The sequence below is a fragment of the Thiomonas sp. TH-17 genome (assembly GCF_057473305.1).
The window spans coordinates 1-14,294 of record NZ_JBYCKI010000164.1 but is presented as its reverse complement, the minus strand read 5'-3'; the positions used below and the strand labels follow the sequence as shown (position 1 = coordinate 14,294).

15 protein-coding genes are annotated in these 14,294 nt (G+C 63.5%); 5 read left to right on the top strand and 10 right to left on the bottom strand.

What is annotated here, in order from left to right; all coding sequences use genetic code 11:
- Nucleotides 1-687, top strand: a 687-nt coding sequence (hslO, locus tag AC2VLV_RS10320; protein ID WP_486989900.1) for an Hsp33 family molecular chaperone HslO, incomplete at its 5' end; no start/stop codon positions are given.
- A 33-nt stretch (nt 688-720) separates the two neighbouring features.
- On the opposite strand, the gene ftsB is transcribed toward hslO, so the two are convergent.
- From ftsB to AC2VLV_RS10275, 9 genes are all read right to left on the bottom strand, one after another.
- Nucleotides 721-1,026, bottom strand: a complete 306-nt coding sequence (gene ftsB / locus AC2VLV_RS10315) for a cell division protein FtsB (RefSeq protein WP_013123825.1) — start codon at nt 1,024-1,026, stop codon at nt 721-723.
- 24 nt (nt 1,027-1,050) lie between these two features.
- Nucleotides 1,051-2,334: a phosphopyruvate hydratase gene (eno, locus tag AC2VLV_RS10310; protein ID WP_486989899.1), complete on the bottom strand. Its 1,284-nt coding sequence runs from the start codon at nt 2,332-2,334 to the stop codon at nt 1,051-1,053.
- A gap of 49 nt (nt 2,335-2,383) precedes the next feature.
- Entirely contained in the window at nt 2,384-2,674 is a 291-nt protein-coding gene (locus tag AC2VLV_RS10305) for a DUF1330 domain-containing protein (protein WP_486989901.1), read from the bottom strand.
- Nucleotides 2,675-2,678: 4 nt separating this feature from the next.
- Entirely contained in the window at nt 2,679-3,545 is an 867-nt protein-coding gene (kdsA, locus tag AC2VLV_RS10300) for a 3-deoxy-8-phosphooctulonate synthase (RefSeq protein WP_486989898.1), read from the bottom strand.
- A gap of 15 nt (nt 3,546-3,560) precedes the next feature.
- Nucleotides 3,561-5,210: a CTP synthase gene (pyrG, locus tag AC2VLV_RS10295; protein ID WP_486989897.1), complete on the bottom strand. Its 1,650-nt coding sequence runs from the start codon at nt 5,208-5,210 to the stop codon at nt 3,561-3,563.
- Nucleotides 5,211-5,238: 28 nt separating this feature from the next.
- A complete protein-coding gene (locus tag AC2VLV_RS10290; protein WP_486989896.1) occupies nt 5,239-6,090 on the bottom strand; it encodes an alpha/beta fold hydrolase in 852 nt (283 codons plus the stop codon).
- Between the two features lie 16 nt (nt 6,091-6,106).
- Nucleotides 6,107-6,556: a GatB/YqeY domain-containing protein gene (locus tag AC2VLV_RS10285; RefSeq protein ID WP_486989895.1), complete on the bottom strand. Its 450-nt coding sequence runs from the start codon at nt 6,554-6,556 to the stop codon at nt 6,107-6,109.
- 143 nt (nt 6,557-6,699) lie between these two features.
- Nucleotides 6,700-6,912 carry a 30S ribosomal protein S21 gene (gene rpsU, locus AC2VLV_RS10280; protein ID WP_013106552.1) on the bottom strand — a complete coding sequence of 71 codons (213 nt, stop codon included), beginning with the start codon at nt 6,910-6,912 and terminating at the stop codon, nt 6,700-6,702.
- Nucleotides 6,913-7,146: 234 nt separating this feature from the next.
- Nucleotides 7,147-8,385, bottom strand: coding sequence for a BaiN/RdsA family NAD(P)/FAD-dependent oxidoreductase (locus AC2VLV_RS10275; RefSeq protein ID WP_486989894.1), 1,239 nt, complete (start codon nt 8,383-8,385; stop codon nt 7,147-7,149).
- Between AC2VLV_RS10275 and tsaD the strand changes: the two genes are divergently transcribed.
- Entirely contained in the window at nt 8,384-9,412 is a 1,029-nt protein-coding gene (gene tsaD / locus AC2VLV_RS10270; protein ID WP_486989893.1) for a tRNA (adenosine(37)-N6)-threonylcarbamoyltransferase complex transferase subunit TsaD, read from the top strand. The genes AC2VLV_RS10275 and tsaD overlap by 2 nt on opposite strands.
- A 13-nt stretch (nt 9,413-9,425) precedes the next feature.
- Here tsaD and AC2VLV_RS10265 read toward each other — a convergent pair whose 3' ends face one another.
- Complete coding sequence (locus tag AC2VLV_RS10265; protein WP_486989892.1) at nt 9,426-10,193, bottom strand: metallophosphoesterase; 768 nt, start codon at nt 10,191-10,193, stop codon at nt 9,426-9,428.
- A 282-nt stretch (nt 10,194-10,475) separates the two neighbouring features.
- Between AC2VLV_RS10265 and rpsO the strand changes: the two genes are divergently transcribed.
- The 3 genes from rpsO (at nt 10,476) to AC2VLV_RS10250 (ending at nt 14,175) form a co-directional block, all read left to right on the top strand.
- Nucleotides 10,476-10,745: a 30S ribosomal protein S15 gene (gene rpsO / locus AC2VLV_RS10260; protein ID WP_486989891.1), complete on the top strand. Its 270-nt coding sequence runs from the start codon at nt 10,476-10,478 to the stop codon at nt 10,743-10,745.
- A gap of 275 nt (nt 10,746-11,020) precedes the next feature.
- The gene (pnp, locus tag AC2VLV_RS10255) at nt 11,021-13,180 is read left to right on the top strand and encodes a polyribonucleotide nucleotidyltransferase (RefSeq protein ID WP_486989890.1); all 2,160 of its coding nucleotides are present in this window, start codon (nt 11,021-11,023) and stop codon (nt 13,178-13,180) included.
- A 14-nt stretch (nt 13,181-13,194) separates the two neighbouring features.
- Nucleotides 13,195-14,175 (top strand): NAD(P)H-quinone oxidoreductase, encoded by a 981-nt coding sequence (locus AC2VLV_RS10250; protein ID WP_486989889.1) that lies wholly within the window; start codon nt 13,195-13,197, stop codon nt 14,173-14,175.
- Nucleotides 14,176-14,294: the final 119 nt, after the last annotated feature.

The window sequence follows — 14,294 nt, the reverse complement described above, 5'->3', positions numbered from 1 at the left end:
TTGCGGGCAACGGCCAAGATGGCCGACGGCTTGCAGGAGGCTGCAGCCTTGCCCCAAGACCTGGCGTCGCTGGTCAACCCAGATGGCAAAGGGCGCTGCGCCATTACCCTCGACCCGCGCAATCCTGAATCTGGCCTGCAGCCCTACCAGGGCATCGTGGCGCTCACCGATGAGCACGGTCAGACGCTGCAATCACTGGCCGCCATGCTGGAGCAGTATCTGGCGCAATCGGAGCAGATCGACTCGCTGCTTCTGTTGGCCAGCAACGATCAGGCTGTGTGCGGTCTGCTGCTGCAACGCATGCCCGGTGAGAAGCAGACCGCCGAGGGAGCGGAACAACCCGACGAAGACTTTCAGCGTGCGCGCCATCTGGCGGCAACCTTGACTTCCGATGAACTGTTGCAGCTCGCGCCCGAGGAAGTGCTCAGGCGCCTGTTCTGGGAAGAAGACGCCCGGGTTTTCGAGCCGCAGACCCCGCGTTTTCACTGCACCTGTTCGCGTGATCGCGTTGCGGGCATGTTGCGCATGCTGGGGCGCGAGGAGGTGGAGTCGATTCTCGCGGAGCGCGGCGAGGTGGATGTGCGCTGCGAATTTTGCGGTCAGGGCTATGCCTTTGATGCCATCGATGCGGCTCAGGTGTTTGTTAACACCCTGGTTCAACCGCCGGTGGCTTCAATACGTCATTGAGGGCTGTTGAGCGCCACTGAGCCCTACTTGACCCTAACGAGCGCCGAAGCTGGCGCTGGCCGCCCGCGCGGGCGGCACGATCTGCACAAAAATCTCGTCAGGCTTGACCATGCCCATTTCGCGACGGGCCTGGTCTTGCACGCCGCCGAGTCCGGCTTTCAGGTCGTGAACCTCGGCGGCTAGGCGATCGTTGTCCTGCTGTGCCAGGGCGTTGGCCTGCTCTTGCTGGCTGAGCTGATTTTCCAGCCGCTGCACGGCGAACCAGCCCCGCTCGCCGAACCACAGCGGCCACTGCAGCAACAGCAGCAGACTGACAAGCAGGACAGTGACCCAGCGCATAACGACCAGCCGCGTGCGGTGAAATCAGCGCAGGTTGTAGAACACGTCGCGGCCGAGGAAGCGGGCGGTCTCGCCCAGGTTTTCTTCGATGCGCAGCAACTGGTTGTACTTGGCGATACGGTCGCTGCGCGACAGCGAGCCGGTCTTGATCTGCCCCGCATTGGTGGCTACGGCAATGTCGGCAATGATGCTGTCTTCGGTTTCGCCGGAGCGGTGCGAGATCACGGCGGTCCAGCCTGCACGCTTGGCCATTTCGATGGCGGCGAAGGTCTCGGTCAGGGTGCCGATCTGGTTCACCTTGATGAGAATGGAGTTGGCCAGCTTGTCGGCAATGCCGTTTTTCAGGATGGAGGTGTTGGTGACGAAAATGTCGTCGCCCACCAATTGCACCTTCTTGCCCAGACGGCTGTTGAGCAGCTTCCAGCCGTCCCAGTCTTGTTCGGCCAGACCGTCTTCGATGGATACGATGGGATACTTGCCCAGCCAGTTGTCGTAGAAGTCGACCATTTCCTCGCTGGACAGCACCAGGCCTTCGCCTTCGAGGTGATATTTGCCGTCCTTGTAGAACTCGCTCGAAGCCGGGTCGAGGGCGATGGCGATCTGCTCGCCGGGTGTGTAGCCCGCCTTCTCGATGGCTTCGACGATGAGTTGCAGCGCCGCTTCGTGGTTGGCCACGTTGGGCGCAAAGCCGCCTTCGTCGCCCACGGTGGTCGGCAGGCCGCGATCATTCAGGATGCCCTTGAGCGCGTGAAACACTTCCGCGCCGTAACGCAGCGCCTCGTGGAAATTGGGCGCGCCCACCGGCATGATCATGAACTCCTGCATGTCCAGGCTGTTGTTGGCGTGGGCGCCGCCGTTGATCACGTTCATCATCGGCACCGGCAGCTCGCGCGCCGAAAAGCCGCCGAGATACTGGTAGATCGGCATACCGGCCTCTTCGGCCGCCGCCTTGGCCACCGCCATGCTGACGGCCAGGATGGCATTGGCGCCCAGACGTGATTTGTTGTGCGTGCCGTCGAGGTCGATCAGGGTTTGATCGAGGAAGGTTTGCTCGGTGGCATCCAGGCCCATCACCGCTTCGGTGATCTCGGTGTTGATGTGCTCGACTGCGCGCAGCACGCCTTTGCCGCCGAAACGCGATTTGTCGCCGTCGCGCAGCTCCATGGCTTCGCGCGTGCCGGTGGACGCGCCGGACGGCACGGCGGCGCGGCCGATGAAGCCGGTTTCCAGCACCACGTCGCATTCGACAGTGGGGTTGCCGCGGCTGTCGAGGATTTCGCGGGCGGTGAGGTCAACGATGGCACTCATGGAGACTCCTGTCTGGGAATGTGAGAAAAGATAGGAACAAAGATCGGGTTCAGACGCCTTGTACGGCGATCATGCGCATGGTGGCGGCGCCGGCGCGCGCCTGCCGCGCCAGCAGGTACTCGGCGCTGTCGTAGAAACTGTGCGCCGATGCCATGTCGGGAAACTTCAGCAGCACGATGCGGGTGGGCGACCAGTCGCCTTCGAGCACCTCGACCGCGCCGCCGCGGATGCAGACCTCTGCGCCATGCGCCGCGATGGCTCGGGAAGACAGCACTTTGTACTGTTCGTACTGCTGCGGATCGGTCACGTCGACGTTGGCGATGATGTAAGCGCTCATGATGGACTCAGCCGAAGTGGGTTTCGAGGAAGCCGCGGCGCTTGACTGCGGCGTCGATGTCTTTGAGGCTTTCGAGCAGGGCGCGCATGTGGTGCAGCGGCACGGCGTTGGGGCCGTCGCTCAGCGCCTTGGCCGGATCGGGGTGGGTCTCCATGAAGACGCCCGAGACACCCGCGGCAATGGCCGCGCGGGCGAGCACCGGCACGAATTCGCGCTGCCCGCCGGAACTCGTGCCTTGGCCGCCAGGCAGTTGCACCGAATGGGTGGCGTCGAACACCACCGGGCTTTGCGTCTCGCGCATGATGGCCAGCGAGCGCATGTCGGAGACCAGATTGTTGTAGCCAAAGCTCACGCCGCGTTCGCAGGCCATGAACAAGGTGTCGGGATGCCCGGCCTGCGCGGCAGCCGCACGTGCCTTGGTCACGACGTTTTTCATGTCGCCAGGTGCAAGAAACTGGCCTTTCTTGATGTTCACCGGCTTGCCCAGGCTGCTGACCGCGTGAATGAAGTCAGTCTGGCGGCAGAGAAAGGCCGGGGTCTGAAGCACATCGACGATCTCGGCCACGCGCGGAGCCTCTTCGGCGGTATGCACATCGGTGAGAACGGGCACGCCGATGTCGCGGCGCACCTTGGCCAGAATCTCCAGACCCTGCTCCATGCCAGGGCCGCGAAACGATGCGCCGCTGGAGCGGTTGGCCTTGTCGTAGCTCGATTTGAAAATCAGAGGAATGTCGAGCGAGCGGCAGATGTCGCGCAACTGCCCGGCCACATCCATCTGCAACTGCTCGGACTCGACCACGCAGGGGCCGCTGATGAGAAAGAACGGCTGATCGAGGCCGACGGGAAATCCGCAAAGGGTTTGTGGAGTGGGCATGGCGAGGAGTGCGGATCAGGCGTTTGCGGCGTGGCGTTGCAGGGCGGCCTGAATGAAGGCGGTGAACAGCGGGTGGCCGCCCCAGGGCGTCGATTTGAATTCCGGGTGGAACTGCACGCCGACGAACCACGGATGCACGGTTTGCGGCAACTCGACGATTTCGGTGAGGTGCTCGCGCTGCGTGATGGCCGAGATGACCAGCCCGGCTTTTTGCAGGGTAGCCAGATAGTGCTCGTTGGCCTCGTAGCGATGGCGATGGCGCTCGGTCACCACATTGCCGTAGATGCCGTGAGCGATGGTGCCGGGCTTCACATCGGAGCTTTGGGCGCCCAGCCGCATGGTGCCGCCGAGATCGGATCCGGCGTGACGCTTCTGCACGCTGCCGTCGCGGTCGAGCCATTCGTCGATCAGTGCAATGACGGGCTGCGGCGTGTCGGGATCGAACTCGGTGCTGTTGGCTTGCGGCAGGCCAGCGACGTGACGGGCGAATTCGATGGTGGCCACCTGCATGCCCAGGCAGATGCCCAGGTAGGGAATGTGGTGTTCGCGGGCGTATTGCGCCGCCAGAATCTTGCCCTCGATGCCGCGCTTGCCGAAGCCCCCGGGCACCAGCACCGCGTCATAGCCGTCGAGTTGGGCGATGTTGGCGGGTTCGAGGGTTTCCGAGTCGAGATAGGTGATCTCGACGCGCGAACTGGTCTTGATGCCCGCATGTCGCAAGGCTTCGTTGAGCGATTTGTAGGAGTCGGACAGATCGACGTACTTGCCCACCATGGCGATGCGCACGGTGTGCTGCGGGTGCTCGAGCGCCTGCACCAGATCGTCCCAGACCTTGAGGTTGGCCGGAGGCGCCGTGATGCCCAGTTTGTCGCAAATGATGTCGTCGAGATGCTGCTGGTGCAGCATTTGCGGAATCTTGTAGATCGTGTCCACGTCCCACACCGAGATCACCGCGTCTTCGCGCACGTTCGAGAACATGGAAATTTTGGCGCGCTCGTCATCGGGAATCGGGCGGTCGGCGCGGCAGAGCAGGGCGTCGGGCGAGATGCCGATCTCCCGCAGCTTCTGCACGCTGTGCTGGGTGGGCTTGGTCTTGAGCTCGCCGGCGGCCGGAATGTAGGGCACGAGGGTGAGGTGAACAAAGGCACAGTCGCCCCGCTTCATGCGCAGGCTCATCTGCCGCGCGGCTTCGAGGAAGGGCAGGGACTCGATGTCACCCACCGTGCCGCCGATCTCGACCATGGCGACATCCACCGCGTCAGCGGTGCCCTCGCCAGCGCCGCGGCGAACGAAATCCTGAATCTCGTTGGTGATGTGCGGAATCACCTGCACCGTCTTGCCGAGGTATTCGCCGCGACGTTCCTTGCGCAGCACGCTGTCGTAAATCTGGCCGGTGGTGAAGTTGTTCACCCGGCGCATCCGGGTGGTGATGAAGCGCTCGTAATGCCCCAGATCGAGATCGGTCTCGGCGCCGTCTTCCGTGACGAAGACTTCGCCGTGCTGGAAGGGGCTCATCGTCCCCGGATCGACGTTGATGTAGGGATCGAGTTTGATGAGGGTGACTTTGAGGCCGCGCGATTCGAGAATCGCGGCGAGAGATGCAGATGAGATGCCCTTGCCTAAGCTGGACACCACTCCGCCGGTGACGAACACATATTTGGTCATAGCCGCGACGAATGCCGGTAAAAGTGCATTATAGGGAGCAGGTTTTGAGGACTGGATGACAGGCGTTGCTGGCGAGGTCGAAAGCCCTTTCGATCAGACGTGCGGTCTGCTGCGGCGCCTCGAATGGGAACAGGTGCGAGCCATCGATCCACTGCAGGCGGTCTTGCGCCAAGCGCATCGTGGCCTGCATTCCGGCCATGCGGATTTCGCGCGATGATCGTCCACCGATGAAGCTCACCGGCACGGGAAAGGGCTTGCGCGCCAGGGCGCCGAGCTGATGCGGCAGGGTTTTGTAGATGCGGTATTCGATGTCGCGCTCGAAAGCCAGGGCCCGGCCCTGCGGATCGGCTCGGGTGCCGAACGCGGAATAATCGCCCAGCATCTCCGGGTCCCATTGTGCAAAGGCGGTTTTCGACGAGAAATGGGTGCGCACGGCGTCAACGTCAGGCCACTGCGTGCGCCGACGTTTGGCCGCTGCAGCGGGGGAGAATCGCTCGCCCAGCCCGGTGCGCTTGGACAGCCAGAGCAGCCGTGCGCGCCAGCCAGACACCACGGGCGAGTCGAGCAGAATGACCTGCCGCGCCAGTTCGGGGCGGGCATGCGCGGCCATCAGACTCAAATAGCCCCCCAGCGAGTGCCCGATCAGTACGGCAGGCTCGGCGTGGCAATCGTGTTGCAGGTAATCGATCAGTTGCTGCGCCAGCGGCTTCCAGCCATCGCGCACGGGATACCGGGCATCGTGACCGTAAATGGGCACGGCGCGCACCCGAAACGCCGGTTCGAGCGCCTGAAACAGCTTGCGATAGACCGGGGCGGGAAAGCCGTTGGCGTGGGAGAACACCAACAAAGGGCGCGAACTGACGTCTGAGCTGGGGTTCACGGCGCGGTACCCGGAATCAGGCGCCGCTGAGCAGGGCTTTGGCGCGGGCCGCAGCCAGGGCCATGTCGGCCCGACCGGCAAGCTGCGCCTTGAGCGGGCCCATGAGCTTGCCCAAATCCTGCGGGCCGCTGGCACCGGTTTGCGCCATCAGCGCGCGGATCTCGACGTCAATGGCGGCGGCGTCCAGTCGTGCGGGCAGGTAGCGCTCGAGAACGACGATCTCGGCGGCCTCTTTGTCCACCAGATCCTGGCGCCCGGCCGGGGTGAATTGCGCAATGGCGTCGCGGCGTTGCTTGATCATTTTGTCGATGATCGCCACGATGGCAGCGTCGTCCAACTCGATGCGCTCGTCGACTTCTTTCTGCTTCATCGCGGCCATCAGCAGGCGAATGGCGCCAAGCAGCGGCGCGTCTTTGGCGCGCATGGCGGCCTTCATGTCATCCTGAATACGGTCTTTGATTGTCATGGTGAGTCCAATGCAAAAAGCCCGCAGCGACGGGCGGGCTATGAGGCGAGCTGCAGATGCGCGTTGCTGCGGTGCGCATTCCGTTGCGGGCGCCAGACGAAACAAAAGTCAGCGCGCGGGAACGGAAAATCAGATCGATGAAATCAGTATTTGCGCTCGGGCAGCGTTTGGCTGCGGATACGCTTGTAATGGCGCTTGACCGCTGCGGCCTTCTTGCGCTTGCGCTCTGCGGTCGGCTTTTCATAGAACTCGCGAGCGCGCAGCTCGGTGAGCAGGCCGAGTTTTTCGATGGTGCGCTTGAAGCGACGCAGTGCGACGTCGAACGGCTCGTTTTCTTTAACGCGAATGGTGGTCATTGATGAACTTCAATCCAATGTAGGCAGGCCAGGCGGGTCTGTCGTGCTGTCGCTGTCTTACTAGTGTTGTCGTACTAGTTGTTCAGCGGCGCGGTTCAACTGCTTGGGTACTGGGCTGCGTGGGCCAAACTCGCAGCAGCCAAGCCTAGTGCGGCCTGCCGTGTCGAGGAGTAAAAACCTAAAGATTATATGCCCTAATTTTGAAGGCAACAAATACCCAGCCACAAGACGTTATCAGAGCGCCTGCGAGCAGGCGGCGGCGGAACTCCAGGCCCACTGGAAGTTGTAGCCGCCAAGCCAGCCGGTGACATCGACGACTTCGCCGATGAAATGCAGCCCCGGGACATCCATCGCCATGAGAGTCGATGACGAGAGTGCCCGGGTATCGATGCCTCCGGCGGTGACCTCGGCTTTGCGCCAGCCCAGCGTGCCGCTGGGCAGCACGGGCCAGGCGTGCCAGTGTTGCCAGAGAGTTCGCAGCGCTTTGTCGCTGATATCGGCCATGCGGCGGTCGGCGTCGCTGGTCTGTGCGCACAGGGCGTGGGCCAGGCGCTGCGGCAGGTGTTGGCTGAGTTCGCCGGCGAGGGTGCGGCGATTGCTCTGCTTGGACTGAATCCACGCCGCTTCGGAGACTTCGCCCATCAGGTTGATTCGCAGGGGTTTGCCCGCTTGCCAGTAACTCGAAGCTTGCAGGATCGCCGGGCCGCTGAGTCCGCGATGGGTGAACAGCAGGTCTTCGCGAAAACTGACGGTGCGGTGGCCATCGTCCGTCCGTATGTCCACCTCGAGCGAAACGCCGCTGAGATCGGCAAACGGAGCCCATGGCGCAGGGTCGAAGGCCAACGGCACCAGGGCAGGGCGGGGCGGCACGATCGGAAGGCCGAATTGCTCGGCGAGTTGATAGCCAAACGGGCTGGCGCCAATCTGCGGAATCGACAACCCTCCAGTGGCGACAACCAGGGCGCCAGCGCTCACCCAGCCTTTTGCAGTGCGCACGCGAAAGCCTGGGGCGGCGGCTTCGACCGCTTCCACCGCGCAGGGTTGCCAGTGCGTCACCTGGCCTGCGGCGCATTCTTCAATCAAGGCGGTGATGACTTGCTCTGCCGAGTCGTCACAAAACAGCTGTCCCTTGTGTTTTTCGTGGAAGCCGATGCGGTGCTTGCGCAGCAGCGCGATGATGTCTTGCGGCCCGTATCGGGAGAGCGCCGATTTGCAGAAATGCGGGTTGCCCGAAAGGAAGTTTTCAGGACGCGTGTGCAGATTGGTGAAGTTGCAGCGTCCACCGCCGGAGATGCGGATTTTCTCGGCGACCTTGGGCCAGTGGTCGAGCAACAGCACGCGCCGCCCACGTTGTCCGGCCAGCGCGGCGCAGAGCAGCCCGGCTGCGCCCGCACCGATGATGACGGCGTCGAAGCGGGGCGGATGAGGTGCGGAGGAGCGGAAGGGGGTTGGGAAGGCTAGACTGCCGGACATGCTGGTTCTTGGAATTGAAACGTCGTGCGATGAAACCGCCGCCGCACTGTACGACACCGATGCGGGGCTGCGCGGTCACGCCCTGCATTCGCAGGTCGATATGCATCAGGCCTATGGTGGGGTGGTGCCTGAGCTGGCCTCGCGCGACCACATCCGCCGCCTTCTGCCCTTGACCGACTTGGCTCTCAAGCAGGCCGGGGTGCGGCTGGATCAGGTGGACGCCATCGCCTACACCCGCGGGCCGGGGCTGGCGGGGGCGCTGCTGGTCGGGGCGGGCGTGGCCTCGGCTTTGGGCATGGCGCTGGGCAAGCCGCTGATCGGGGTTCATCACCTCGAAGGACATCTGTTGTCTCCCCTGCTTTCGAAGCAGCCGCCCACCTTCCCCTTCCTCGCGCTGCTGGTGTCCGGCGGGCACACCATGCTGCTCGACGTGCAGGCCTTCGGTCAGTACACCCTGCTGGGCGAGACGGTTGATGATGCGGCTGGCGAGGCTTTCGACAAATCGGCGAAATTGCTCGGGCTGGGTTATCCCGGCGGGCCGGAACTGGCCCGGCTCGCGGCTTTCGGCAATCCGGCCGCGTTCGATCTTCCGAGGCCGAAGATGCACAGCCCGGATCTCGACTTTTCGTTCGCCGGACTGAAAACCGCCGTGCTCACGCGGGTGCGCGGCCTAGGCTCGAATCTGTGCGAACAGGCCCGGGCCGATCTGGCCGCAGCCGCGCAAGAGGCCATCACCGATGTGCTGGTGCACAAAACCGCGCGCGCGCAGCAGGCGATGGGAAGAAGGTCGGTGGTCGTCGCGGGTGGCGTGGGCGCGAACCGGCAATTGCGGGAGAAACTGGCCGCGACGCTGTCGGCGCGCGGTGTGGCGTTGTTTTTTCCCGAGCTGGAATGGTGCACTGACAACGGCGCGATGATTGCCCTGGCCGGCGCCCTGCGCTTGCAGGCGCACCCGGAAGCGGCCCGTGCGGCCGGGCCGTTCGATGTGCTGCCGCGCTGGGATTTGACGCAGATCGGGGCGGTCTAAAAGCCGTTTCGGGCTAGATTTCCCACACGCCTTGCGGCAGAAAGTCGCTGTCTTCGCCCTTGCTCGCCAGACCGCGGGCGTTGCACACCACTCGCGAAGCGCCCACCCGGTAGTCGTGCCGACAGTGCAGATGGCCGTGCAGCCACAGCGTGCTGTGCGGAATCAGATCGTCGTAGGCGTTGCAGAAACTCGCCGTCGAGGCGTTGACGGGATAGCGTGCGTCGTTGCTGCGTAGGCTGGGCGCGAAATGGGTGATGACCAGAGTGGCATCGTCCGCATCCGAGAGATGGGCGGGATGGGTCAGTTGATCGCGCAACCAGTCGCGGCAAAGCAGCCCTTCTTCGCGTAGCTCGGCCACGCCCATCGGTTTGCCGTGGCGTGTGGCGCATTGCACCTGTTCGGCAAAGTAGCGGGCTGCGCGCATGCAGCGCTCGATGCCCTCGGCGCCGAACAGCTCGAAATCATTCCACAGCGTGGTACCCAGCACCCGGATGGTGCGTCCCTGGTGTTCGATTCGAGTCTGCTCGCGGTGCAGCATGGTGAAGCCCAGGCGGTCGCAGCGCTCGCGCAGCGCGTCCAGGGTTTGATCAAAATCCTTGCGGTCATGCTCGTGGTTGCCAGGCACGTAAATGACCGGTACGGGCCAGTCGCGGAACAGGTCGATCTGGGTGTGATGGGCGTCGATATCGCCCGCAAGTACCAGCAGATCGGCATCAGGCGCGGGTAGCGGCGCGAAGGTCTCGGTTTCCAGATGCAGGTCGGAGAGAAGTTGAATGCGCATGGCGCGGTGATCGGTGCGTTGATGGGTTTGTTAATGCACTGTAAACCGGTTCGCGCCGTTTGCCTGCTTCTATGGGCTAACAAAACGGGCGCGCTGTGAACAAATCCGCAGCGCGGGCGCGGGCGGGTCGCTCACAGACTGTAGGGTGGCGCGCGAACCGAATCGATTTCCGGGATCTGATTGTCGGAGCGCCTCCGGTTCAGGCTAGAATGATCGGCTTTTCACCTTCACGGCGCGGAATGGTTTCTTCTGCGTTCGCGTGTTCTCTACAAGGAAACTGACATGTCTGTTGCAGAAATCAACAAGGCGCAAATCGTCGCCGACAATGCCCGCGGTACGGGCGATACCGGATCTCCCGAAGTGCAGGTCGCTTTGCTGACCGCACGCATCAACGACTTGACCGGTCACTTCAAGACGCATGCCAAAGACCATCATGGTCGTCGCGGCCTGCTCAAGATGGTGAGCCGCCGTCGCAAGTTGCTCGACTACCTGAAAGACAAGGACGCCGATCGTTATCGCGCCCTGATCGCCAAGCTCAGCCTGCGCAAGTAAGGGTCTGCTTTGCAAGAACGCCTGTGTGAGTTTGTCGGCACAGGCGTTTTTTGTATGGGCGTTGTGGTTTGCAAGGTTTGAAGCGTCGCGCCTCTGATGGGGTGCGGCGTGGGTTTCAAGGGGGCGGTGTGACCCGTGTCATTCCACCGACGCGCCGGATAGCCGGGCGTCGCTGGAATGGCATCACTCCGCCAGGTTTTTAACGGGCGCTGCTCGTGGCGATCTTCGACCCTCAGGACGAAGATCGCAGTTGCGCCTTGATCAAGGAGTTAGCCATGTTCAACAAAGTCGTCAAAACTTTCCAATGGGGACGCCATCAAGTCACGATGGAGACGGGCGAGATTGCGCGCCAGGCCAGCGGGGCGGTGCTGCTCAATATGGACGATACCGTGGTGCTCGCCACGGTGGTGGGCGCGCGTACGGCCAAGGCGGGGCAGGATTTTTTCCCCCTGACCGTCGATTACATCGAGAAGACCTATGCGGCGGGCCGCATTCCCGGTGGCTTTTTCAAGCGGGAAGGCCGTCCCAGCGAGAACGAAACGCTGACCTCGCGTTTGATCGATCGCCCGATCCGCCCCTTGTTTCCTGAAGGGTATTTCAACGAGGTTCAGGTGGTGGTGCATGTGCTGTCCATCAACCCGGAGGTCGAGGCGGATATTCCGGCCCTGCTGGCTTCGAGCGCCGCGCTGGCGGTGTCCGGCTTGCCGTTCAATGGCCCGGTGGGCGCTGCCCGAGTGGGTTATGTCAACGGCAGCTATGTGCTCAACCCCAGCCGCGCCGAACTGGCTGACAGCCGCCTTGAACTGGTGGTGGCGGGTACGGAATCGGCCGTGCTGATGGTCGAGAGCGAGGCCGATCAACTGTCTGAAGAGGTCATGCTCGAAGCGGTGATGTTCGGTCATGCGCAGTTCCAGACGGCGATCAACGCCATCCACGAGCTGGTGCGCGATGGCGGCAAACCCGCCTGGGACTGGGCCGCGCCCGAGAAAGATCAGGCGCTGATCGACCGCATTCAGGCGCTGGCCGGTGACGATATCCGCGCCGCCTACAAAATCACCCAGAAGCAGGCGCGTACGCAGGCCTTGCGCGAAGCGACGGCCAAGGTGCATGCCGGTTTGGCCGAGGCGGGCATTGCCGCTGACGCGGCCAAGGTCGACGGCATCCTGTTCGACATGGAAGCGCGCATCGTGCGTGACCAGATTCTCGCGGGTGAGCCGCGCATTGATGGTCGTGATACCCGCACCGTGCGTCCTTTGAGCATCCGTACCTCGGTGTTGCCGCGCACGCATGGCAGCGCGCTGTTCACCCGCGGTGAAACCCAGGCGCTGGCCGTGGCCACGCTGGGCACCGATCAGGATGCGCAGATCATCGATGCGCTGTCCGGCGAATACCGCGACCGCTTCCTGCTGCACTACAACATGCCGCCGTTCGCCACGGGCGAGACGGGCCGCGTGGGCACGCCCAAGCGCCGCGAAATCGGCCACGGCCGCCTGGCCAAGCGCGCACTGCTCGCCGTGCTGCCGAAAAAAGAAGACTTCGCCTACACCATGCGCGTGGTTTCTGAAGTCACCGAGTCCAACGGTTCGTCTTCCATGGCGTCGGTGTGCGGCGGCTGTCTGGCGCTGCTCGACGCGGGTGTGCCGCTGAAGGCGCATGTGGCCGGTATCGCCATGGGCCTGATCAAGGAAGGCAACCGCTTTGCGGTGCTGACCGACATTCTGGGTGACGAAGATCACCTCGGCGACATGGACTTCAAGGTGGCCGGTTCGGCCTCGGGCGTGACCGCGCTGCAGATGGACATCAAGATTCAGGGCATCACCCGCGAGATCATGCAGGTGGCGCTGGCGCAGGCGCGCGAGGCGCGCATGCACATCCTGGGCGTCATGCAGCAGGAAGTCGGCGGCGCGCGTGAAGAGGTTTCGCAGTTCGCGCCGCGGCTCTACACCCTGAAGATCAATCCCGAGCGTATCCGTGACGTGATTGGCAAGGGCGGCGCCACCATCCGTGCGCTCACCGAAGAAACCGGCACACAGATCAATATCGGCGAGGACGGCACCATCACCATCGCCTCGACAGACGCCGATAAGGCCGCGATCGCCAAGCAGCGCATCATCGACCTCACCGCCGAAGTGGAAGTGGGCCAGGTGTATGACGGCGCCGTGGTCAAGATTCTCGATTTCGGCGCGCTGGTTAACGTGCTGCCGGGCAAGGACGGTCTGCTGCACATTTCGCAGATCGCCAACGAGCGCATCAACAAGGTGAGCGATTTCCTGCAGGAAGGCCAGAAGGTTCGCGTCAAGGTCATCGAGACGGATGACAAGGGCCGCTTCCGTCTGTCGATCAAGGCGCTGCTGGGTGAGGAATCGGTCGCAGCGCCTGCGCAGCCGGTCATGGCGCCCGCTGCCGCTGATGCCGACCTTGAGCCGGGCGTCTGATCGCCACGGGTTTCATGCGCGCCATCGAAATCTCCCAGCCCGGCGGACCTGAAGTCCTGCGTCTTTGCGAGCGGCCCATGCCGCAAGCAGGCGCGGGCGAGGTGTTGCTGCGCGTGCGGGCGTTCGGCGTCAACCGGCCCGATGCCTTGCAGCGGCGCGGTCTGTATCCGCCGCCTGCGGGTGCGCCCGACCTTCCGGGGCTGGAAGTCTGCGGTGAAATCGTCTCGGGCGATCTGGCAGGAACCGATTTGCACCAGGGCGATCTCGCCTGCGCGCTCGTCGCCGGGGGTGGCTACGCCGAATATTGCGTGGCGCCCACCGGCCAGTGCTTGCCCTTGCCGGGCGGGCTGAGTGCGGAGGAAGGCGCTGCCCTGCCGGAAACCGCGTTCACCGTCTGGCACAACGTGTTCGAGCGTGGACGCTTGCAAGCCGGTGAGATGCTGCTGGTGCAGGGGGGTAGCAGCGGCATCGGCACGATGGCCATTCAACTGGCGGCGGCCAGCGGCGCACGCGTCATCGCCACGGCTGGCTCAGACGAAAAATGTGCCGCCTGCATCCAACTCGGCGCCGAACTGGCCATCAACTATCGCACGCAGGATTTTGTCGAGGCCGTACAGGCGCACACCGCAGAGCGTGGCGCCGACGTCATTCTGGACATGGTGGCGGGCAGCTATCTCGCCCGTGAGCAGCGTTGCCTCGCCGAAGAGGGGCGGCTCGTGGTCATCGCCGTGCAGGGGGGTGTGAAGGCTGAAATCGATGCCGGTCTGCTGATGCGCGGGCGCCAGACCCTCACCGGCTCGACTTTGCGCGCGCGCAGCGTGGCTTTCAAGACCGCGGTTGCGCAGTCCTTGCGCAAAACGGTTTGGCCCTGGATCGAGCAAGGTCGTGTGCGACCGGTGATCGACACTGTATTTCACGCCGAGGACATCGTGCAGGCGCACCAGCGCATGGAACAAGGGCAACACATTGGCAAACTCGTGCTGCGCTGGTCTTGAGCCGCGCGTCACAAAACGACAACAGACAGGAGCAAAGCATGCGTCAGCAATTCGTCGCAGGAAACTGGAAAATGCATGGCAGTCTGGCGAGCAATGCCGCGCTGCTGGCCGAGGTTCTT